Origin of the sequence: Paenibacillus mesotrionivorans (assembly GCF_046098205.1) — a bacterium.
In the GTDB taxonomy this organism is placed as follows: Bacteria; Bacillota; Bacilli; order Paenibacillales; family NBRC-103111; genus Paenibacillus_AR; species Paenibacillus_AR mesotrionivorans.
This window is the reverse complement of record NZ_JBJURJ010000003.1, coordinates 372930-394331: the sequence shown is the minus strand read 5'-3', so window position 1 is coordinate 394331 and position 21402 is coordinate 372930. Positions and strand designations below refer to the sequence as shown.

Sequence of the window (21402 nt, the reverse complement as noted above, 5' to 3'; positions counted from 1 at the left end):
GAGAACAAACCGGCGGTTCTTTATTGTTTAATTATGTAATATTATACCAATAAAAAAACTTACTAGCAAACACTAAACACAAACTGGTCCATACTGGACTGCAGCATGTAACCGCCATCCACCTTCAGAATGGTGCCGGTAATGAAGCCGGCTTCCGGAGAGCAGTAGAAGGCTGCGGCAACAGCCACGTCTTGGGGCTGGCCCAATCTTCTTACTGGAGTGTCCTTGATGAAGGTTTCACCCATGGCCGCTACGAAATCCGTAGCCATCGGGGTTTCGATAATACCCGGCTGAATGGCGTTGACGGTAATCCCATGAACCCCCAGCTCCTTGGCCAGGGATTTGGTCATCGCTTCAATTCCGCCCTTGGCTGCGGCGTAGTTGACGCTGCCGTTAAAGCCGTTGATAGCTGCAACAGAGGAAATATTCAGGATTCTGCCGTAGTTGGCTTCCTTCATTTTTTTGGAGACAGCCTTTAGGCAATAGAAGGAGCCGTACAGATGAGTTTTGAGGACGGCATCCCAATCCTCATCCTTCATGTTGTAGACAAAAGCGGGTTCACTTAAGTTCCCGGCATTGTTGACGAAGATATCGATCCGCCCATGTTCGGCGTAAACTTGGTCAATAACCTCATTAATATTATCTTTGTTGGCCACATCCAGCACTACGCTTTGGGCCCAACCGCCATTTTGCTCAATGATGGTCTTAGTTTCGTCCAGCATGGACAGTCTTCTACCGGTAATGATAACCTTCGCGCCTCTATTGGCCAAATCGATGCAGATGCCTCTGCCGATGCCTGTTCCCCCGCCTGTTACGATTGCAACCTGATTCTCCAGTGGTTTACTCATGGATACCGATCCTTTCTGTGAATGGGGTTATATGGTTATCAGCCTGCACCCATGATGGTTTCGGCAAGCTTGTCCACATTTTTGGTATTGTCGGAGGCGTTGCGGAAAACCAGATGGCAGCTTTCCATCACCTCATTAATGGAGGCGGTGATTTCCTGTGTTCCGGCGGCACCTTCGATGTTATTCTGCGTCAGCTGGCTTACGGCAATGGAGATGCCTGCCCCGGTACTGCACAGCTGATCTACCATCTCGTTGATCTTGCCGATGGAAGTGTTAAACTTGGCGGAATCCTCATAATATTGCTGGCTTTGCTCGATCAGATTGTCATAGTCGTTGAGAATGTTGCTGTCGATAAAATCCACCATGGTTTTGGAACTAGTGGAGAGGTCATTAACGGATAGTCTGACCTCATCGATATATTTTTTGATGCTGGAGGCGGTGTCGGAGGATAAGGCGGCCAGCTTATTGATCTCCGTAGCCACCACGGCAAAGCCTCTTCCATGCTCACCCGACCGTGCAGCTTCAATATTGGCATTTAAGGAAAGCAGCTTGGTTTGGCTGGCGATCTCCATGATTTTTTCGGCGAAGATATAAATCTCCGCTACGGCCTTGGACCGCTCCAGAGCAGTCACCAGTGCGTCCTTGACGTCCGAGTACATCCTCTCCGTCTCCGATTTGGAGCTTATGGAGCTCTCCCGGAGCTCATTGGCCCGTTCCCGGATCTCATCTGCTGTCGCGCCGGCGACGCTGGTTTCTGTGGAGATGACGGTCATCATATTCTCCATTTCGGTAACGGAGGCGGCAATCTCCTCTGAGGCGGCTGCCGTTTCCTGAATGGCGGCGGAAAGCTCCTCGGTGATGGCTGATACGATTTCCATATCACACCGGATCTTGTCCGCATGGCTTACAAGAGTATTGCTGGAGGTACTCAATTCAATAATGGATTCGGTGGCTTGATTGAGGAGATCCTTCACACCGCTGTCGGAAAGCAATGCGGCGGACGTGTCCGGTGCATCCCCATCCGCTGGCTGCAAAGAAGTGGTATGAACTGCTGTGCGTTTGGTATACACAATGTAGGCTAACAATCCTAAGCAAATTGTCCAAGGTAAAACATAGTAGATCATTCCTCTAGCCTCCCGGTGGATGTACGTTTTAGCTCATTTCGCTCATTTTCATAGCAACTTTCGGAATAATTTGTCGATTTATGCAACATTCTACCATCTTTATTCTAGATTTTCAATGATTATTATACAAGTTATACCAATTGAGGCTTTAGAACGAACATTTTACTAATTATAACGTTTATTATTCGAAAACTTGAGCTTTTTCGTCAAAAATCTACATGAATACCAGCTCGAAAATGGGAATCTAGGCTGATTTTTTGTCGATTTTCGCAAGGGTTATGTGAAGCCCGTTATTCCGGGCAGACTGGTAAAGCTTAAGATGTACAGGGACCCGGTGAAAATCGTATAATAACATGCAGGAGTACTATATAAAAATGATCGATAAGGGGTCTGTTACATGAACCGAAGAGGATTTCTCCAATGGCTGGCTGCCCTTGCCCTGGGCGGTGCTGCAGTAGCTGCAGGGCTTGTCCGGTGGCGGCCGGGAACGGGAGAAGACATCCCCGGGGTAACGGGAAGTCCTACGCCCGCACCTTCAGCTGCTGCTCCGTCGGCGACGCCAACAGCAGGTCCGGAGGGACCGCTGCTTTCCTTTTTTATCCTGAGCGACTTGCATGTAAATTCGGGGGTGGCTTATCCTTCGGAGCATTTGAAGAAAACGCTGGACGAAATTACGAAGAAGCATCAGTCCGCAACGGATTGTATTATTTTTACCGGCGATGTGACGGAATCGGGGACCGATAAGGACTATAAGGAGCTGCGCTCCGTATTGTCCAAATACAAGCTTCCGCCATATTATGCCAACATGGGTAATCATGATTATTACCGGGTGTGGATCGATAAGGATGGCAATTGGAACCAGAAGGGCTTTCCCAACGGACAAACGGATGAGCAGTCGAAAACAGCGTTTTTGGAGTTTTTTAAGCTGGAGAAGCCGTATTATGAGGTGGAGGTGAACGGCCATCTGATCCTGATGATGTCCCAAGAGGTGTACCAGCAAACCCGAACGGATGTGGGGGAAGGTGCTTGGTATTCGGATGAGCAACTGAACTGGCTGAAGAGCAGGCTGGCGGCCAATCCGTCCGGCAGGCCGGTATTTGTGATGATTCACCAGCCGCTGCCCGCGGCGGGGCAGGATGGCGGCTCCCACCGGGTGATTCCCGCGAAGAAGTTCCGGGAAATTCTGAAGCCATACCCCAATGTGTTTGTATTCTCGGGCCATGGGCATCAGGACTTCACCAACGGAACCGCCCATTATTTGAAGGAAAGCTTCCATTGGTTCGTCAATTCCTCCGTTGGACGGGTATTAAATGCCAAGTATGAGCATGTCCGGCAGGATGCCGCACAGGGACTGTATGTGCAGGTTTTCTCCGACCGGGTGGAGCTGAAGGGAAGAGAGTTCAGCACCGGGGAATGGATTCCGGAGGCGGACTGGAAGGTCAAGCTGCAATCTGTTAAAGTATAAACATTGACGACACATGCCTGGCTCCGTATGTTCTTGCGGACAGGTGTAAGAGAGGAATTAAAAAAAGCATGAGCACATCCTTACCACAGGAACTGTTGAAAGAAATCGATAAGCGGCGCACATTCGCCATTATTTCCCACCCTGACGCAGGTAAAACCACATTGACGGAAAAGCTGCTTCTGTTCGGAGGCGCCATCCGGCTTGCCGGTACGGTAAAGGGACGCAAAGCCAACCGCCATGCCACCTCGGACTGGATGGAAATCGAAAAGCAGCGGGGGATCTCCGTTACCTCCTCCGTTATGCAGTTCGATTACGAGGGTCACCGCATCAATATCCTGGATACCCCGGGTCACCAGGACTTCAGCGAAGACACCTACCGGACCCTGACGGCTGCGGACAGCGCCGTGATGCTCATCGACTCCGCCAAGGGCGTCGAGGCTCAGACGAAGAAGCTGTTCCAGGTATGCCGCAAGCGGGGCATCCCGATTTTTACCTTTATCAACAAGCTGGACCGGGAGGGCAGAGACCCTTTCGAGCTCCTGGAGGAGATTGAAAACCTGCTGGGGATCCGATCCTATCCGATGAACTGGCCTATCGGCTCGGGCAAGCAGTTCCGCGGCGTCTATGATCGGGAGAAAACCCGCCTGGAGCTGTTCCAGGGTGACGATCACGAGCACCACAATATCAGCGTGCGGGAAGTCAGCGGTTATGACGATCCTCTGGTGAAGGAAGTGGCCGGAGCGGACTATCTGTATGAGCAGCTGCAGGAGCAGCTGGCGCTGCTGGAAATTGCCGGTGACGCTTTCGATTATGAGAAGGTGTGGACAGGTGAGCTGACGCCGGTATTCTTCGGCTCGGCCATTAACAACTTCGGTGTCCAGACCTTCCTGGACAACTTCCTGTCTCTGGCGCCGAAGCCCCAGCCCCGCTCCAGCAGCGATGGTGTGGTGCCGCCTTCGGAGGAGAAATTCAGCGGTTATGTATTCAAGATCCAAGCCAATATGAACCCTGCCCACCGAGACCGGGTGGCATTCCTGCGGATTGTCTCCGGCAAGTTCGAGCGGGGGATGACCGTGAAGCATGTGCGTGCCGGCAAGGACATTAAGCTGGCGCAGCCGCAGCAATTTCTGGCCCAAGACCGGGATATTGTGGATACGGCGTACCCGGGAGATATCATTGGTTTGTTCGATCCGGGCATCTTCCGCATTGGGGATTCCCTGTGCCAGGGCAGCCAGAGGACCTTTGACGAGCTGCCGGTTTTCTCTCCGGAAATTTTCGCCAAGGTATCCATCAAAAACGCCTTGAAGCAGAAGCAATTCCTGAAGGGCATAGACCAACTGACGGAGGAAGGCACCATTCAGGTGTTCAAATCCATCGGCTTCGAGGATATGATTCTCGGTGTAGTCGGCCAGCTGCAATTCGAGGTCTTCGAGTACCGGATGAAAAACGAATACGGCGTCGATGTACTGCTGCAGCGGCTGCCGTTCCAATTTGCCCGCTGGATTGTGGATGAGAAGGTGGACCCGGGCAAGTTCCGCGTCAACTCCCAGCTGGTGAAGGATAAAAGCGGGAATTACGTGGCATTGTTCGAAAATGAATACGCCCTGCGTACCTCTACGGAAAAGAATCCCACAGCCAAGTTCCTGGAAACAGCGCCCTAAAGAGACGCCGTGTTTCATGATCAAAAGCCCCTTACCCGGTTTAGCTGCCGGATAAGGGGCTTTTTTTGGTGAGGCCGTCTTCAGACGGGAGGCTGATCCTGCCGGTTCTGCTGAAGAGGCTGACGCACAATTTTGTACGGGGCTGCACTTCGCCTGCTCCAACCGGCAGATCTGCACATAGGATATGGATGATGGGCATCACGCATTTGACGGGAAAAGAGGGGACGGACACGTGCAGAGGTTTGTTCACAGCAAGTGGAGGAAGACGGAGGCCATCAAGGTGAATCCTGTGGTGCGGGAGCATATTCCCGATACCCGGCAGTTAGGGAGGGCTACCCTGCAATCGATGCTCTCCGAATATGGCATGGTGTATGTTAAACCCGACAAAGGCACCTTTGGCAAGGGTGTCATCCGGGTTGAACAGGACGGCGCCGGCTTCAAGTTTCAATCGGGTACGACAATCCGGACCTTTACCTCGTATGACGGCCTGTATGATGGCCTCAAGCAGCAAACAGGAAAACGGCTGTATCTGGTTCAAAAGGGGATCCATCTGCTGAAGCACGGCGGCAGGCGGTTTGACCTCCGGGTTATGGTGCAGAAGAGCCCGGCGGGGCGTTGGGAATCTACCGCTATGGTCGGCCGTGTGGCCTACCCGGGGAAAATCGTCACCAATTACCACAGTGGCGGTACGCTCATGTCGGTGCCCGCCTTGCTGCAGGCCCATATGGGGCCGGAGGAGCTGACAGCCTTTACAGGTGGGCTGCAACGGCTGGGAGTGTCCGTTGCCAAGCAGCTGGAGACGGCCTATCCCGGCATCAAGGAGATCGGTATTGACATTGCGGTGGACCGAAGCCACAAAAGCTGGATTTTGGAGGTAAACACCTGCCCGGATCCGTATATCTTCCGTATCTTAAAGGATAAGGAGATTTTCCGCAGGGTCATTCGTTATGCCAAAGCCTACGGACGGATTAAATCCAGGTAACCTTCATATTGTAGCATTTTCGTAAAAACTTCCTGCTGCTCTCCTTTCATTTTGGTGTATAGTAGAGAAAGCAAGCATGATAAGGGACTCATGCACCAAGAGCCGCGTTGAAAGGAGCAGCAAGCCATGCAAGTGATGTACCGCTTTAACCGTTTTATTGAAAAATGGATGCCGTTTGTAACGCCATGCAGCCTGCTGCTTGGCGTCTTGTTTTCCACCTGGCTCACCTCGTATTCTTTCCTTGTCCCCTGGATCTTCGCCTTTATGACCTTTGCCGGAGGGCTGGGATCAGGCTTTAAGGACATGAAAAAGGTGATGCAGCACCCAGCCCCGCTTTTGGCCTGTATGCTGATCCTGCATATCTGGATGCCGCTCATCGCCTGGGGTTCCGGGCATCTGTTCTTCTCCAGTGATCCGTACACCATTACCGGAATTGTACTGGCCTTTGCCATTCCCACAGGGATTGTCAGCTTTATGTGGGTCAGTCTTTACCAGGGCAATATCGCTCTTACCCTGTCTATTATTCTGGTAGACACCTTTCTGGCCCCGTTTGTGGTGCCTTTTACCCTGCGGCTTCTGGTAGGAGCTAATGTGTCCATCGATATCTGGGGTATGATGCAGGGGCTTATCTGGATGGTGGTGCTGCCGTCGTTGGCGGGAATGACCTTGAACCACTGGACCAAAGGCGGCGTCAAAACAACCTTGGCCCCCAAGCTGGCTCCCTTCAGCAAAATCGGATTGATTCTGGTTGTGGCCATCAACGCTTCCGTGGTTGCTCCCAACTTTAAGCATATTGATGGTAAATTCCTGGCAGTAGCCTCCACCATTCTGGTTATTGCAGCCTCGGGCTATGTATGGGGCTGGCTGACCGGCAAACGTCTTAAGGGGGATAAGGGGGTTATTGTGGCGATGACCTTCAACAGCGGCATGCGCAACATCAGCGCAGGAGCTGTTATCGCGGCCACTTATTTCCCTGCTCCAGTGGTTTTCCCGGTTATGGTGGGTACACTGTTCCAGCAGATTCTAGCCTCCACCTATGCTCATTTCTTAAGCAAAACCTATGGCCACCGCGATGAAGCGGTTTCGGCTCCGGCCAAGGTAAAACCTCCAGCCAAACCCCGGGATTTGGCAGCTAAAGGATAAAATAATAACCGGCGGACCATCCTTCAGGACGGTTGCGCCGGTTTTTTAGGGTATGTCTGAAAACACCAGGAGGATTTTCAGACAGGCCCTAGGTTAATGCTGCAGATTTTGCTTAAGTGTATTTACAAGTTCCTGCTGAATCTGTTCATCCGTATGGGTCCAGATGATTTCGAATAGCACACCCAAGCCGGGCAGAGCACGGTCATCTCCACCGATGGAGCCTTCAATGACCTCGCGCAGCTCTTCATTGCTTTTATCCTCCACCCGGCGGACAATCGCCTGACGCAAATCCAGATTCATTTGCCTGATCCCCCGTTTCAAGAAACTGATATTCCTTTACTAATATGCGCAACCCGGCCGGGGTTCATGCTACCTGAAGGTTTACAGGTGGTTCCAGCGGCAGGGTCCGGGTTATGCTACAATGAAGAGATAAAGCATACCGCGGCGAAGGGAGCCAGGAGGATGAAAAAACAGTTTGCGGTGATCGGAATGGGGCGTTTCGGCTCCAGTGTGGCGGAATATCTGAACAAGCTGGGGTATGAGGTGCTGGCCATTGACGAAAATGAAGCCAGAATCCAGGAGATCAGCGACCGGGTGACCCACGCCGTCCAGACGGATTCTACCGATGAGGATGCTCTGCGCAGCTTGGGGCTTCGCAATTTTGATGTGGTGGTGGTGGCCATCGGGCAGGATGTCCAGGCCAGTATCATGACCACTTTGATTCTGAAGGAAATGAATATTCCCAACATTATCGTCAAAGCAACAAGCGAGCTCCAGGGTAAGGTGCTGGCCAAAATCGGCGCCGACAAAGTCATTTTTCCCGAGCGGGATATGGGTAAACGGGTGGCGCATCATCTGATTTCGCCGCATATCCTCGATTACATCGAGCTGTCGGAGGAGCATAGTATTGTGGAGATCCGGGCCGGACAGGCAATGGCGGGACAATCCCTGCGGGAGCTGGATATACGGGCCAGGTACAACTGCAATGTGATGGGCATCCGCAGGGGAGACAAGCTTAATATTGCCCCCAACGCCGATGAAAAGCTGCAGGAGCAGGACATTCTGGTGATTATCGGGGAGAACGCTAACCTGAACCGGTTTGAAAAAACAATGACATAAAGGTGGAACTAAGCATGATGATTACTTCGGCGGCCAATCCCCGTGTAAAGGGCTGGAGCGCTCTTCTGACCAAACGGGGCCGGGATGAGCAGGGCGCTTTCCTTCTGGAGGGTGTGCATCTGATCGAGGAGGCACTCCGTTCCCAAGCGAAGGTAAGGACCATCCTGTACAATATGGACCGGGAGCTGCCTGTTGAACTGGACGACTACCGTTCTGGCCATTCCAGGGCGGAGCAGGGTAAGAATATCGAATGGGTAGGGGTAAGTGAAGCGGTACTGGCTAAATGTACGGAAACCAAAACCCCCCAGGGTGTTGTTGCGGTTTGCGCCAAACCGGAGTATGACGCCGCGGCTTTCCTGGAGCACAAACTAGCCCTTGTGGTAGCGGTGGACGGTGTCCAAGACCCCGGCAATCTGGGGACTATCATTCGCACGGCCGATGCCGCGGGAGCAACCGGCGTGCTGCTGGGCCGGGGCACGGTGGATTTGTACAACCCCAAAACAGTCCGCTCCACCATGGGCTCCCTATTTCATCTGCCCATTGCAGAATGCGACCTGAAGGAGCTGCTGCCTTCTGCAGGCCAAAAAGGAATCCGGCTGGTGGGTACCCGGCTTGATGCGCGGCAGCATTGTTACGACTTGGATTTGACCCAGGCAGTCTGGTTTCTGGTGGGCAATGAAGGCAGCGGGTTGTCACCGGAGCTTGCCCCATACGTCAACGAAGACATCATCATCCCGATGCCCGGCCAGGCGGAGTCTCTTAATGTAGCTATGGCTACAGGCATTCTACTGTACGAGGCAGTGCGGCAGCGGCATTTCTCCAAGCTTCCATCCGTCTAAAGGTTATCCACTTTAGCCTGCAGGAATTTCCTGCAGGCTTTTATGCTGCCGGCGGAGAATAATACGCCAATCATTTCATTAGGAACGGATTTTGCGCCGGAAAAAGTTATATCAGGTATATTGCGTGCAATTTCCCGGCGGGAGATGATGCTTATATAAGCCTGATGAAAGATTTATGGCCGCAAACGGCCTGTTCAGGTTGTCTGAAGTGAATTCGTATACCAAGCCTAACCTCCATATGGCTTTATCGGCAACGACTATGTGATTACAGATTCAGGAGGAATCCGATTGAGCAAATATTCGCTGCGTTTACTTTCGTACAGTCTGGTTTTAGGCATGCTCCCCGCGGTGCTGATCGGTTTCGTTTCCCATTCCATGGCTTCCGGGGATATTGAGAAAAAGGTAAAAGAGGTGAATATGGAGTGGCTGGCGCAAACCCAGATGCGGGTGGAGCAGATGCTCAAGTCCATCGAAAAGTCCGCCACCCAATTCGCCAACTCCTCTTTGGTCAAAGCATCCATGAACACAGCGTACAGCAATTCAGATTTTGAATCGGTCCGGGAGCTCTCCAAGGAGCTTTACAATCTGCAATCCGGCGACGCGGTCATTACCCAGGCGTATCTGGTGAATTTTAACCGCAACTGGGTACTGAACCTCAATGTCCTGAAGCCGCTGGAGCACTTTGAGGATAATCAGGAATTCGCCCGGTATGCCAAGGAGCCAAAGAGTATTCTGTGGTATACGGGGATGGCTCCCTCCAATGGGGACGAGTTTGCCGATTCGGTGGAATCCATTACCCTGGTGCACAAAATCCCCATCCTGCCCCAGACCGACAAACCCCAGGGGTTGTTGGTGATCCGGATCGTTGCATCGGAAATCAATGAGGCGTTAGCCTCGTCCAATATATCCAACCGCAACTATATCCTCGACCGGAATGGAGCCGATGTGTTAGCTTCCGGGACGGAGGAGAACCGTTATGCCGCCGTGAGCCTGGCCGTGGAGCAGCGTCTCAAGACCGCCCAGGATGAACGCCAGGGCCAGGGACTCTTCAATACGAAGCTGGACGGTGAGGAAATAGCTGTGCTGTACCGTACCTCCACCTACAACAGCTGGACGTATGTGTCGGTGGTATCCATTGGTGAGCTGAAGAAGGAAACGGCCAAAATCGCCCAGCTGACCTTCCTGGTCTGCGCCTTCATTCTCCTGATCGTGGTTGCCGCGGCGCTGTATGGCAGCAGGCGGATGTATAAGCCCATCGGCAACTTGCTGGAGGTAGCCAGCAGGCTGGGTTCATCCGGCCAGGAGCATCAGGGCCAGCCCAAGAAGGACGAGCTGGAGTATATCAAGAACAGCATGCAATCTCTGGCTGTGTCACGGGACCGGGTGGAGCAGCAGATGCTGGGGCAGGCCAGCCATCTAAAGGAGTTTTTTGTGCTGAAGCTGTTTACCGGCCAGATGACGGAGAACGATTACCTGTTCCGTTCCTCCCGGGAGGGTTTCCCCACAGGCTGGAGGTGGCTGGGGGTGCTGGCGCTCCAGATCGACAATCTCCAGGAAACCCGCTACAGCGAGGAGGACCGGGAGCTGCTGCTGTATGCCATAAGCAACATTGCCCAGGAGGTGCTTCCGGCCTCCATGCGTTTTCCCCCGATTACCATCAACCAGTCCCAAGTGACGCTGCTGGCTGCGGAACAGGAGGACCGGGAGGAGGTCCGGCGCCTGTTCTATGAAGCGGCGGAAGGCATCAAGCGGTATGCCGACCAGGTGCTGCAGCTGAAGGTGAGCATCGGCATCAGCAATCCGTACGGGCAGCTGACCGATACGGTTAAGGCATTCGGCGAAAGTCTCACCGCCTTGAAGGCACGGATCAACCTGGGTCCGGAGATCATTGTGCATTACGGGGATATCGAGAACAATCCGGGGACGGACCATTACGAAAATTCCCATCTGAAGGTGCTGGAGGAACGGCTGGTGTATGCCATTAAGGAATTGCAGCCCAAAAGTGCGTCTACGGTTTTCCAGCAATATTTGAATGCGCTTTTGTACAAGGAGGGGCATCTGGAGAAGCATCAAATCCTGCTTGTCCAGCTGGCTTCCCGGCTGATCCAGCTGGTGCAGGAGCAGGGAATTTCCCTGCAGAAGGTGTGGGGGGATGAAGGGGTGATGGAGAGGCTGTTCCACCTGCAGACCCGGGAGGAAATTATCCATTGGTTCGATTTCAAGCTGTTCGGTCCGATGATCAAGGCCTTATCCGAAAAATCGGAGAGCCAATATATCAAGATCGCAGACAAGCTGGTGCAGATGATCCAGGAACAATATGACCGGGATATTACCCTGGAATCCTGCTCGCAGATTCTCAATTACCATCCTGTTTATCTGAGCCGGATTTTCAAGCAGGAGATCGGCATTCCCTTCAGTGAATATCTCACCGATTACCGGATGAAAATGGCCAAAGCCATGCTGGAAACCACGGACCTGAAGATTTCCGAGATCAGCGAACGGCTGCATTACAATAACGTCAGCTCCTTTATCCGGAGCTACAAGAAAATGTATCATCTCACACCCGGACAGTACCGGGACAAAATTCTCAAGGAGAAGCTGGAGTAAAAGGGCAAAAAGAGGGTGAAAGCCCCTTAAGTGGGTTTGAAGACAGGCCCTAAGCCCGGAGGCTTGATGGGGTATATCCCTTGACGGCTTTGAACACCCGGTTGAAGGTGCGGATATTATTGAAGCCGCATTCCATAGCCACGGTGGTGATGGATTGTCCTCCCGAGAGAATCAGCTCCTCGGCGGCATCCGCCCGGATGGCGTTCAGGTAGTCCTTGAAGTTGGTGCCTACGAGGCTTTGGAATAGCCGGCAAAAATGAAACTCGCTCATGTTAAAATGGGCGGCGGTTTCCGGAAGGGTCAGCGCTTCTCTGTAATGCTCCTCCAAATACTGGATAATATCTTGCATGGTTTTAAGTCCCGTAATCCGTTTGTTTTCCTGCCGGGGGTCCAAGGGGGATGCGGGCAGAGTGCGCTGGAAAAGGCCGCATAGCTCCAGCATTTTGCCGGTAACAAACATAGAGTAATACGGCTTGCGCTCCGCCATTTCCCGGTGGACGTCCTGGAAGATATCCCGAATCCCGTCCAGCAGCGAGAGGGGAAGCCCCTGCTCCCGCAGCATGGAGCCTGTTATGAAGGAATGATCGAAGCGGAGATGCTGCGGCCAGTTCCCGTGGCAGCCGATGAGGCTGGGCTGGAAAATCAGAATATCGATTGTGGAGTTTTTGTCCACACTGTCATAAAAGTGGATATCGCCGCTGCAGCAAACGGCTACCTCGCCCTTCTGCAGGGTTTGGATTTCCCGGTTGATGCCGAAGCGCAGGGTGCCCTCCCGGACCAGCACAAGCTCCACATCCGGATGCCAATGGGCATGGAAGGAGAAGGAGTTGCGCTCATGCCTGTAAATCCGCAAGGGCAATTCGGGGGGATAGGAGCGTTTTTCGTAATAGGCCTTCATCGGGCAGTCCTCCTTTGTGCGGGCTCGCCGGCAGTCAGCGGCAGAGGGGAAACGGAGCAATTTTTGTCCAGTGCCGGGCAATTAATTACTGTCTGGCTTTGCAGGCGAAGGCTATAATGGGAATCACTTCTGTATGCGCGCTGCAGATCAATCTGATTATACAAGGATGTGGAAGGATGTTCAAAACCAAAGCAGCCTCCGATGCGGCTGTTGACGGCACAACCGGAACACCGCTGGGGGGATTTGGGACGGGAGCGGTGAAATTCTGCGCCCATACCGGCACCTTCGCTGCGGTGACGCAAGCGCCTGCGGATCAAAATGATTATATGCCCATGGGAGAGACCCGGCTCCAGTTCTATACCAGCCGGAACGGCCTTAAGGCAAATGTGTCAACCCTGAAGTCGGAGGTGGCCAACGGCCGTTCTGCCGATGATGCCATATGGCCGCTGCACCGTGCTTATTTCGGGACCGTTCAGGATATCCGGATCCACATGCTGGCTTTTGCCCCTTTTGACCCGGCTAATGTGGAGCTGATGTCTCTGCCCTGCGCTTTTTATGAGCTGGAGCTTACCAATGAAGCGGACAGAGCTGCTGAGGCGGCCTGCGCTTTCCAATTGGATATGAAGATGGACTCGGCCTATTCTGCCGTCGGCAGAGGGTTTGCCTCCCGGGGCTGGACGGTTTTGGCCGGAAGCAGTGATCCCGGTGCGGTTCTGACGGTGGGCGGCGGCGAAGGATTTCTGGAGGATGGATTATGCAGCCAGCCTCTGGCAGATACGCTGAACCGGGTGGCGGTGAAGGTGAAGCTGGCTTCCCGCGAGACGAAAACCATCCGTTTTGTGCTGGCCTGGTATGACGACACTGATCCGGAGCGGCATTATTATCTGGGCCGTTATGACAGCTCCGCCGCCATTGCCGGGCTGGGCCTGGAGCATTTTGACACATTGAAGGAAAAGGCTGTTAAGCTGGTGGACCGGATGAGGAGCTCCAACCTGCCGGAGTGGCTGGTGACCCATACCCTGAACACATTGGTCAATCTGACCAATAATTCCCTCTACAAAAAAGACGGCAGACTCGCCTTCGCCGAAGGAGAGTGGACCTGCTTCGGCACCATGGACCAAATGTGGCATGCCAGGCAGATCATTAACCAGCTGATTCCGTCCTTCGCCTGGCAGGAGCTGCAGTATTGGGCCAGGACCCAGAAGGGGAACGGTCAGATCCATCATGACTTCAACAGCAGCGGACCGGATAAATCCGTGCTGGTGGACTGGGATGACCGGGAGCATGCCGATTACCGGAACATCGACAAGTGGGTGGATCTGAACTGCGGCCTTATCATCTCTGTTTATGAGACCTATCTGGCTACGGGAAACGGGGAGCAGCTTCACTACTTTTGGCCGTATCTGAAAAAAGCGGGGCAGCGGATTTTGGAACAGGTGGAGCTGTACGGCAGCGCTGAATATCCGTATACCTTCGAGGATTCGGAGAATTCCTATGATGCGGGCGGCGATCCCAATCCCTTCAACGCCAGTCTGTCGGCGGTAGCGTACCGGATTATGCTGCTTCTGGGCGGTGAATTCGGGGAAAACGAAGACTTCATTGAAGCTTATGAAACAGCCTATGCCACGGTGGTGTCCTCCTACAGGCAGCGTTATTTGGAGAAGGGCATTCCAACGGGAAGGGGCTGTGAATCCTATTTTGCCGGACAGTGGCTTTCCCTGCATCTGCGTCTGGGGGAAATATGGAGCGCCGAAGAAACAGACCGGGTGCTGGAGCAGCTGGACAGCTATTATCACCCGTATTATTGGGGGATGGGCAATCTCGGGGGGACCTACAACGAGTGGACGCCTTATCTGCTGACCCACTACGGCGGACTGCTGCTGCTTACCCGGAGGGCCAATCAATGGCTTGCCATGCAAAAGGATGCTTACACCCGGCAGTACAGCAACAGAGACTATGTGTTCAACCATCCCCTGGATATACTTCCGGCCGCGGGAGAGCCCCATTATTTGGCCACCGAAATCTCGGGGGACAAGCAATATATCAGCATGCCGGGGCTGTGGCGGAATTATTATGATATCATCGGCTTTCAACGGAATAAAAACCGGAAGGAAATTTGGCTCCAACCCATTATCCTGGAGGAAATGAACCATAAGCTGACGGAGGCTGCGGTGATGATGCCTGAGGGATACGGCACCATTAGCTGCTTCCTAAGCGGGGATGCCCGCCAGAACCGGGAAATACTCTTCCACACGGACTTCCCTCTGGAGATTGGAACCCTTCATCTGACGGATTGTTATGGAGCGGAGGTTACAGTCACGGTGAACGGCCAACCCTGCCCCTGTTTGCGCACCGGAACGGGTTATGCCCGGGAATTGACCGTGACCTGGGAAGGAATTGTTGACAGCAGCGGCATCCGAATCGTAGTCTGTGGCGATACCGGTCCGGCCTCCCCGCCGCTGCCGGCCAAACCGGCTACCGGAGCGGACGGGGCGAAGCCTTCTGCCTTGCGGGATGCTTACGGTTATATGGAAGCGGAGAGCGCCGATGAAACGGCGGGTGTGACTCTGGTGACTCCTGTTGGAGGCACCTGGTACGTAACGGACTGCCATAATTTCGACTATATCAAGCTAAACAATGTGGAGTTCGGGGAGGTCGGCTCCGCAGCCTTTATTGCCAAGGTGGCCAGTACGGCGGAAGGGTCCAGAATGGAGATTGTGCTGGACAGTGTAGGCGGCCGGGTGGTGGGAGAATGTTCGGTGCCCCATACCGTGGGCCATGAACAATGGAAAACCGTCACCTGTCCTATTGCCCGTACCACAGGCAGGCACCACGTGGTTCTTAAATTCTACGGCAATTCCGAGGATAATCTGCTGAACCTGGATAAATTCAAATTTTTGCAGGATGACGGAAGATTGGACCGGACGGGCTGGACCGCCAGAACCTCCCGGAACGGCCTGAATGCGCACACCCTGTTGGACGGGAACACTTCCACGGCCTGGGGCATTACCTTCCGTTCGGAGGGGGCCCATATTCTGATCGATATGCAGGACCGGCAATGCTTCAACGGCATTACGCTTCAGCATCAATTGGAGGAGGGACCCGGTGTTTTCGAGGTTTATGTATCGGATGACGGTACGGACTTCGGTGCGGCTGTGGCATCGGGCCGGGGAGAGGCGGACAGCGCTGGAACCAGGGCGGTTTTCCCGGAGCAGACGGCGCGTTATGTGAAGGTGGTATTCACAGGCACCGAGGAACCCCGGAAATTGACTGTGTACGAGATGAATGTATGGCATTATAACAAAACAAACCAATCCTAAAGGGAAAAGGTGGGGCCGGATGAAAAGAGGGGGATCTGCGGTTTGTGTGGTTCTGATTGTGGCGGTGATGCTGGCGGGCTGCGGCCCGTGGGCAAAAAACGGCGGAGGCTCCGAAAAGAAGGACATGTTCTATCTATCCATCGGCGCTCCGCTGATCGGAGAACTGCCTCCGAAGAACAATGAAGTGGAGCAAGCCATTGAAGCCTATACCCATACCGATCTGCAAATCCAGTGGATTCCCTTGTCCGCCTACGATGATAAGCTCCGCCTGATGATCGCTTCCGGCGAAATGCCCAAGCTGATCAAAATCAGCTATTCCCCTACGTACATTGCCACCATGAAGGCGGGGCAGTTCTGGGAGTTGGGCCCGCTCTTGAAGGATTACCCCTCCTTGTCTGCGGTGGACCGGCAGTATTATGACAACATCGCGGTGGACGGCAAAATATATGGCATCCCCATTGCCCGGGAGCTGGGCCGTGCGGTGATTCAATACCGCAAGGACTGGCTGGACAAGCTGGGCCTGCAGCTGCCGGTTACCCTGGAGGATTGGTACAAGGTAGTGCGGGCCATGACCATGGAGGACCCCGACGGCAATGGCAAGCAGGACACCTACGGCATGGCTCTGGAAAAAAAGTACAATCAGGATGTCAGCTCCCTGCTGACCCGGATCTCCGTATCCCAGGGCGGCCCCAACAAGTGGCTGGAGCAAAACGGGCGGTTTACCCCGGAATTTATGACGGAGCCTTTTTTGGAGACCATGAAGCTGTTCCGGCGGTTGTATCAGGAGAAGCTGATCAATTCGGATTTTGCTGTGGTGGATACCAACGAAACGGCGAAAATTTATGATTCCGGCCGCGCCGGCATCCAGATTAACGGCGGCAACGCCCAGACCTGGATGGATAAGCTGGGCAAGACCGTTCCGCAGGCGGAGGTGGATGTGGCTCCCCTCCGGGGTCCCGGGGGCATTCGTTTGCCGGGGGAAGCGGGGAATTCCGGATTTTTTGCTCTGCCGAAGGATTCCGTTAAAACGGTGGAGGAGGCCAAAAGGATCCTGGAGTTTCTGGACAAGCTGCTGGAGCCTCCTATGCAAACGGTCATTTCCAAAGGAGTGGAGAACCGCCATTGGAAGGACACGGGGGAGTTTACGGAGGTGCTGGACCGCACCCTGGACTTGAAGGAAGTAAAACCCTACCGGGATATGCTCCTTCGTCAGGTGGAGGAGCCGGAAACCGTGAAACCCAGCTCCCAGCCGGAGCTCTACCGGAAAAGCCAGCAGATCAACAGAGAGAACCGGGATTATATTGTGGAGAATCCGGCACTGACTCTGGAATCGGATACCTTTGCCGAGCTGGGCAAGGAGCTGGATACTCTGATCACGGATGCCGAAACCAAATTTATTATGGGTCTGATCGATGAAGCGGGTTGGGAGGCTGAGCTGGCCAAATGGAGGCATGCCGGCGGCGACCGGGTGATTCGTGAATATGAGGAGTCCTACAGCAGGCAGAACAGGAAATAAGATGTCATCTATACAGCTTGTTGGCTTTGCGGCTCCGTCCTGCATGTTGCAGCGGCGGGGCCTTTTTGCTGCTTCCGGCTCTTTTTATGCGTGTGGGCTGGCTCTTCTATGGTTTTATCTTGTGTATGCCTAAGGTTATGACCTGCATATTGCTGCGGAATCTGCCACCGTCGGCAACATGGTTTTGTCAGCCCTATAGCCTGTCATGGCGTCTTCCTTCAAGATGGGGATCAGAACATAAAGAGATCACATAGGAGGTTGCGAAGATGAAACAGGAAATGGCTGCTCCGGCGGGGGCTCCTGGCCTGCAGGCCAAAAAGGGCAAGCTGGGCATCCTGCTGCGGGACATCGTCAGGGACAAATGGCTGTATCTGATGCTGCTCCCCGGCATTATCTACTTTATTGTATTCAAATATGTGCCCATGTACGGGGTAACCATGGCCTTCCAGGATTACAAGCCCTATACCGGATTTTTGGGCAGTCCGTGGGTCGGTCTTAAACACTTCGAACGGTTTTTCTCGGAGCCGCAGTTCGGCATGCTGTTCCGCAACACCGTTATTCTGGCGGTGTATAACCTTGTTTTCTTTTTTCCCATGCCTATTATCCTGTCCCTGATGCTGAATGAGGTGCGGCAGGCCAAATTTAAAAACTTCATCCAAACCCTGGTGTATATTCCCCATTTCGTGTCCTGGGTGGTGGTGGTCGGGATTTTCTATATCCTACTGACTACAGAGAACGGGGTGTTGAACGAGCTTCTTTACCAGATTACCGGGAAGAAAATTGCCTTCCTGCTGGAAGCGGAATGGTTCCGAACCATGATTATCACTCAATCCATCTGGAAAGAGGTGGGCTGGGGCACGGTTATCTTCCTGGCCGCACTGGCCGGCGTGGATCTCCAGCTGTATGAGGCAGCCCGGATCGACGGGGCAGGGCGCTGGCGCCAGCTATGGCATATTACGCTTCCCGCAATCCGCAGCACCATCGTCATCCTGTTTATTCTGCGTCTGGGGAACTTCCTGGATTCCGGCTTCGAGCATATCTTCCTCATGCTGACCCCCACCAACCGGGAGGTCGGGGAGGTCTTCGACACCTATGTGTACACCAAGGGCATGACTCAGGCCCAATACAGCTACAGCGCAGCGGTAGGGCTGTTCAAATCCGCCGTAGGCCTAGTGCTGGTCCTCGGGTCCAACTGGCTGGCCAAGAAATTCGGTGAGGAGGGGATTTACTAATGCATCATGATAAGACACTGGGCAACCGGATTTTCGATATTGTCAACGCGCTGCTCCTGATTCTGATCGCGGCCGTCTGTGTTTTGCCTTTTGTTTATGTATTGGCCGTTTCGTTTACCAGCCCGGCGGAGGTAGCCAAGGGCGGGTTGATTCTTTGGCCCAAGGAATGGTCCCTGGCGTCCTACCGTTATATTTTCTCCACGGACACTCTGTTCCGGAGCATGCTGGTCTCCATCTATATAACGGTGGTGGGCACCATCATCAACCTGTTCTTTACCTCTCTGATGGCGTATCCCCTTGCCAAAACCCGCTTGCGGGGCCGCCAGCTGATTCTTCTGGGTGTGCTGTTCACCATGCTGTTCGGCGGCGGTATGATCCCCACCTATTTTGTAGTAAAGGGACTGCATCTGACCAACTCCCTGTGGTCCTTGATGATTCCCGGGGCCATCAGCGCATTCAACCTGATCGTATTGAAGAACTTCTTCCAGCAGATTCCCGACGGGCTGGAGGATTCCGGGCGGATCGACGGCTGTACGGATGTGGGTGTGCTCTTCCGCATTGTGCTGCCGCTGTCCCTGCCGGCCATGGCAACCTTCGGGCTATTTTATGCCGTGGGCCACTGGAACCAGTTCTTTAACGCCATTCTCTACATTAACGACAGCCACCTGTATCCCATTCAGGTGCTGCTCCGCCAGATTGTCATCCTGTCCCAAAGCAGCATCGGCGACACCTCCATCGATACCACGGAGATCCAGCCGCTTACCATCCGCATGGCGGTAATCGTGTTTGCAACGGTGCCGATTTTGCTGGTGTATCCGTTCCTGCAAAAGCATTTTGCCAAAGGAGTTATGCTGGGCTCGGTCAAAGGCTGAGGCCGCCCGGCAGCAGATAGCCGCTATGATTATCCGGCCGGCCTGCTTATAGCGGCGGGACCGGCCCGGGTTTCCCATAGGTCCAAAACCACCAAATACCGGAGGGGTAGAAAAAATGATGAAAAAAACGGCATGTCTTGTGGGCGGCGTTATGCTGGCCACCACTGTATTAACAGCCTGCGGTTCCGACGAAGGGCAAGGTTCAGGCACTGCAAGCCCGGCGGGCAGCGCCAGTCCTGCTGCCAGCCAAGCAGCTAAGGAGGAACTGAAGCCCCTTGACCTTACCATTGCCGTCCACCAGCCCGGCGAAATTCCGGCAAAGGGAAATCCCATGGAGCTGGGTATTGCCAAATATACCAACACCAATCTGAGCTTCCAATGGATCCCCACCTCCGGCTATGACGAGAAAATTAATGTTATGATCGCCTCCGGCGAGCTTCCCAAGCTGGTGAAGGTCAGCTACGTGCCTACCATTGTCAGTGCCATGCAATCCGGTGTGTTCTGGGAAGTGGGGCCGTACCTGAAGGATTATAAAAACCTGGCTGCCCAATCGGAAATCTACTACGACAACATTAGAGTAGACGGCAAGCTGTACGGCATTCCGGTTTACCGCGGCATTGGCCGTGCCGTGCTCCATTACCGTAAGGACTGGTTTGACGCTATGGGCCTGAAGGTCCCGAAAACTCTGGATGAGTGGTATAATGTTTTGAAAACGGTAGCAGACACCGACCCGGACAAAAACGGCAAGAAGGATACCTACGGTCTGATGCTTGATAAGAACTACAACCAAGGGGTTGCCTCCACCCTGACCCGTCTGAGTGTGGCCCAAGGCGGCCCGAACAAGTGGAAGGTAGATGCTCAGGGCAATTTCACCCCGGAATTTATGACGGATGAATTTACCAACACCTTGAAGCTGTTCAAACGTCTGTATGATGAAAAGCTGATCAATCAGGATTTTGCCGTTACCGATGCGCTGACCATCGACAAAACCTATGAATCCGGCCGTGTGGCGCTGCGGATCTCCGGCGGTAACGCCCAATCCATGCTGACCAACCTGGTCAAGGTGGTCCCGACAGCAGCTATGGATGCGGTTCCGATGGAAGGGGCAGGCGGCATCCGGGTGCCTGGCGAAAGCGGCAACGCCGGTATTCTGGCCATCCCGAAATCCTCCGTTAAAACTGAAGCCGAGATGAAGCGGATCCTGACCTTCCTGGACCAGCTGCTGGACAAGGAAATGGTGAATCTGCTGAACAAGGGCATCGAAGGCAAGCACTACAAGGTGGAAGGCGAATTTACCGTCCAATTGGATAAGGACGCCGACGCCAAGGAAGTGAAGCCGTACCGGGATACCCTGCTCCAGCGCGGCGAAGCTTACAACATGGATAAGCCGATGAAGCAAACGGATTTGTTCCTGAAAAATAACAAGATTGTCTCCGACAATGACAAGTATGCCGTACCGAACCCGGCTTTGACCCTTGCCTCCGTCACCTACACGGAGCGGGGCAGCGAGCTGGAGCTGCAGATCACCGACGCCGAAACCAAGTTCATCATGGGCAAAATTGATGAAGCCGGCTGGAAGGCGGAAGTGGAGAAGTGGAAGAAAAACGGCGGGGAAAAGATGATGGAGGAATATAAAGCCTCTTACCTGAAGAGCAAGAAATAAAGCATAGCGGCATAAACGAAGGAAGCAGCATAACCAGTAACGACAGGAACCGCCTTTCCGGCTTGTAGCAGCCGGGAGAGGCGGTTCCTGGCTCTGTTTTCCAACGCTGTTCC

At 53.7% G+C, this 21402-nt stretch carries 16 protein-coding genes; 12 read left to right on the top strand and 4 right to left on the bottom strand.

Going from position 1 to position 21402, the window contains the following annotated elements; genetic code table 11:
* Window positions 1-62: 62 nt before the first annotated feature.
* Both ACI1P1_RS06250 and ACI1P1_RS06245 read right to left on the bottom strand, forming a co-directional pair.
* The gene (locus ACI1P1_RS06250) at window positions 63-848 is read right to left on the bottom strand and encodes an SDR family NAD(P)-dependent oxidoreductase (RefSeq protein WP_416215514.1); all 786 of its coding nucleotides are present in this window, start codon (window positions 846-848) and stop codon (window positions 63-65) included.
* A 38-nt stretch (window positions 849-886) separates the two neighbouring features.
* Window positions 887-1972 carry a methyl-accepting chemotaxis protein gene (locus ACI1P1_RS06245; protein WP_416215513.1) on the bottom strand — a complete coding sequence of 362 codons (1086 nt, stop codon included), beginning with the start codon at window positions 1970-1972 and terminating at the stop codon, window positions 887-889.
* Window positions 1973-2369: 397 nt separating this feature from the next.
* On the opposite strand from ACI1P1_RS06245, the gene ACI1P1_RS06240 reads away from it, so the two are divergent.
* The 4 genes from ACI1P1_RS06240 (at window position 2370) to ACI1P1_RS06225 (ending at window position 7223) form a co-directional block, all read left to right on the top strand.
* Window positions 2370-3437 carry a metallophosphoesterase family protein gene (locus ACI1P1_RS06240; protein WP_416215512.1) on the top strand — a complete coding sequence of 356 codons (1068 nt, stop codon included), beginning with the start codon at window positions 2370-2372 and terminating at the stop codon, window positions 3435-3437.
* Window positions 3438-3505: 68 nt separating this feature from the next.
* Window positions 3506-5098 carry a peptide chain release factor 3 gene (locus ACI1P1_RS06235; protein ID WP_416215511.1) on the top strand — a complete coding sequence of 531 codons (1593 nt, stop codon included), beginning with the start codon at window positions 3506-3508 and terminating at the stop codon, window positions 5096-5098.
* A gap of 232 nt (window positions 5099-5330) precedes the next feature.
* On the top strand, window positions 5331-6080 hold the full coding sequence (locus ACI1P1_RS06230; protein WP_416215510.1) for a YheC/YheD family protein: 750 nt from the start codon (window positions 5331-5333) through the stop codon (window positions 6078-6080).
* Between the two features lie 126 nt (window positions 6081-6206).
* Window positions 6207-7223 (top strand): bile acid:sodium symporter family protein, encoded by a 1017-nt coding sequence (locus tag ACI1P1_RS06225; protein ID WP_416215509.1) that lies wholly within the window; start codon window positions 6207-6209, stop codon window positions 7221-7223.
* 93 nt (window positions 7224-7316) lie between these two features.
* Here the strand turns inward: ACI1P1_RS06225 and sspI are convergent, their stop codons facing one another.
* The gene (sspI, locus tag ACI1P1_RS06220; protein ID WP_416215508.1) at window positions 7317-7523 is read right to left on the bottom strand and encodes a small acid-soluble spore protein SspI; all 207 of its coding nucleotides are present in this window, start codon (window positions 7521-7523) and stop codon (window positions 7317-7319) included.
* A 66-nt stretch (window positions 7524-7589) separates the two neighbouring features.
* Here sspI and ACI1P1_RS06215 point away from each other — a divergent pair, with 66 nt between their 5' ends.
* The 3 genes from ACI1P1_RS06215 to ACI1P1_RS06205 all read left to right on the top strand — a co-directional run bounded on the left by ACI1P1_RS06215 (window position 7590) and on the right by ACI1P1_RS06205 (window position 11788).
* Window positions 7590-8342 carry a potassium channel family protein gene (locus ACI1P1_RS06215; protein WP_416215507.1) on the top strand — a complete coding sequence of 251 codons (753 nt, stop codon included), beginning with the start codon at window positions 7590-7592 and terminating at the stop codon, window positions 8340-8342.
* Window positions 8343-8356: 14 nt separating this feature from the next.
* Entirely contained in the window at window positions 8357-9181 is an 825-nt protein-coding gene (locus tag ACI1P1_RS06210; protein ID WP_416215506.1) for a TrmH family RNA methyltransferase, read from the top strand.
* Window positions 9182-9469: 288 nt separating this feature from the next.
* Window positions 9470-11788 carry an AraC family transcriptional regulator gene (locus tag ACI1P1_RS06205; protein WP_416215505.1) on the top strand — a complete coding sequence of 773 codons (2319 nt, stop codon included), beginning with the start codon at window positions 9470-9472 and terminating at the stop codon, window positions 11786-11788.
* A gap of 49 nt (window positions 11789-11837) precedes the next feature.
* Here the strand turns inward: ACI1P1_RS06205 and ACI1P1_RS06200 are convergent, their stop codons facing one another.
* Entirely contained in the window at window positions 11838-12686 is an 849-nt protein-coding gene (locus tag ACI1P1_RS06200) for an AraC family transcriptional regulator (RefSeq protein WP_416215504.1), read from the bottom strand.
* Between the two features lie 176 nt (window positions 12687-12862).
* Here ACI1P1_RS06200 and ACI1P1_RS06195 point away from each other — a divergent pair, with 176 nt between their 5' ends.
* The 5 genes from ACI1P1_RS06195 (at window position 12863) to ACI1P1_RS06175 (ending at window position 21289) form a co-directional block, all read left to right on the top strand.
* Window positions 12863-16006 carry a carbohydrate-binding protein gene (locus tag ACI1P1_RS06195; RefSeq protein WP_416215503.1) on the top strand — a complete coding sequence of 1048 codons (3144 nt, stop codon included), beginning with the start codon at window positions 12863-12865 and terminating at the stop codon, window positions 16004-16006.
* Window positions 16007-16025: 19 nt separating this feature from the next.
* Entirely contained in the window at window positions 16026-17522 is a 1497-nt protein-coding gene (locus ACI1P1_RS06190) for an extracellular solute-binding protein (RefSeq protein ID WP_416215502.1), read from the top strand.
* A gap of 278 nt (window positions 17523-17800) precedes the next feature.
* Window positions 17801-18754, top strand: coding sequence for an ABC transporter permease (locus ACI1P1_RS06185; RefSeq protein ID WP_416215596.1), 954 nt, complete (start codon window positions 17801-17803; stop codon window positions 18752-18754).
* Window positions 18754-19626: a carbohydrate ABC transporter permease gene (locus ACI1P1_RS06180; protein ID WP_416215501.1), complete on the top strand. Its 873-nt coding sequence runs from the start codon at window positions 18754-18756 to the stop codon at window positions 19624-19626. Before ACI1P1_RS06185 ends, ACI1P1_RS06180 begins: the two co-directional genes overlap by 1 nt.
* A 118-nt stretch (window positions 19627-19744) precedes the next feature.
* On the top strand, window positions 19745-21289 hold the full coding sequence (locus ACI1P1_RS06175) for an extracellular solute-binding protein (RefSeq protein ID WP_416215595.1): 1545 nt from the start codon (window positions 19745-19747) through the stop codon (window positions 21287-21289).
* Window positions 21290-21402: the final 113 nt, after the last annotated feature.

Excerpts from the sequence above, each read along its gene's own strand:
- ACI1P1_RS06250 (WP_416215514.1), bottom strand. The coding sequence starts at position 848 with ATGAGTAAACCACTGGAGAATCAGGTTGCAATCGTAACAGGCGGGGGA.
- ACI1P1_RS06245 (WP_416215513.1), bottom strand. The coding sequence starts at position 1,972 with ATGATCTACTATGTTTTACCTTGGACAATTTGCTTAGGATTGTTAGCC.
- ACI1P1_RS06240 (WP_416215512.1), top strand. The coding sequence starts at position 2,370 with ATGAACCGAAGAGGATTTCTCCAATGGCTGGCTGCCCTTGCCCTGGGC.
- ACI1P1_RS06235 (WP_416215511.1), top strand. The coding sequence starts at position 3,506 with ATGAGCACATCCTTACCACAGGAACTGTTGAAAGAAATCGATAAGCGG.
- ACI1P1_RS06225 (WP_416215509.1), top strand. The coding sequence starts at position 6,207 with ATGCAAGTGATGTACCGCTTTAACCGTTTTATTGAAAAATGGATGCCG.
- sspI (WP_416215508.1), bottom strand. The coding sequence starts at position 7,523 with ATGAATCTGGATTTGCGTCAGGCGATTGTCCGCCGGGTGGAGGATAAA.
- ACI1P1_RS06215 (WP_416215507.1), top strand. The coding sequence starts at position 7,590 with ATGCTACCTGAAGGTTTACAGGTGGTTCCAGCGGCAGGGTCCGGGTTA.
- ACI1P1_RS06210 (WP_416215506.1), top strand. The coding sequence starts at position 8,357 with ATGATGATTACTTCGGCGGCCAATCCCCGTGTAAAGGGCTGGAGCGCT.
- ACI1P1_RS06200 (WP_416215504.1), bottom strand. The coding sequence starts at position 12,686 with ATGAAGGCCTATTACGAAAAACGCTCCTATCCCCCCGAATTGCCCTTG.
- ACI1P1_RS06195 (WP_416215503.1), top strand. The coding sequence starts at position 12,863 with ATGTTCAAAACCAAAGCAGCCTCCGATGCGGCTGTTGACGGCACAACC.
- ACI1P1_RS06190 (WP_416215502.1), top strand. The coding sequence starts at position 16,026 with ATGAAAAGAGGGGGATCTGCGGTTTGTGTGGTTCTGATTGTGGCGGTG.
- ACI1P1_RS06185 (WP_416215596.1), top strand. The coding sequence starts at position 17,801 with ATGGCTGCTCCGGCGGGGGCTCCTGGCCTGCAGGCCAAAAAGGGCAAG.
- ACI1P1_RS06180 (WP_416215501.1), top strand. The coding sequence starts at position 18,754 with ATGCATCATGATAAGACACTGGGCAACCGGATTTTCGATATTGTCAAC.
- ACI1P1_RS06175 (WP_416215595.1), top strand. The coding sequence starts at position 19,745 with ATGAAAAAAACGGCATGTCTTGTGGGCGGCGTTATGCTGGCCACCACT.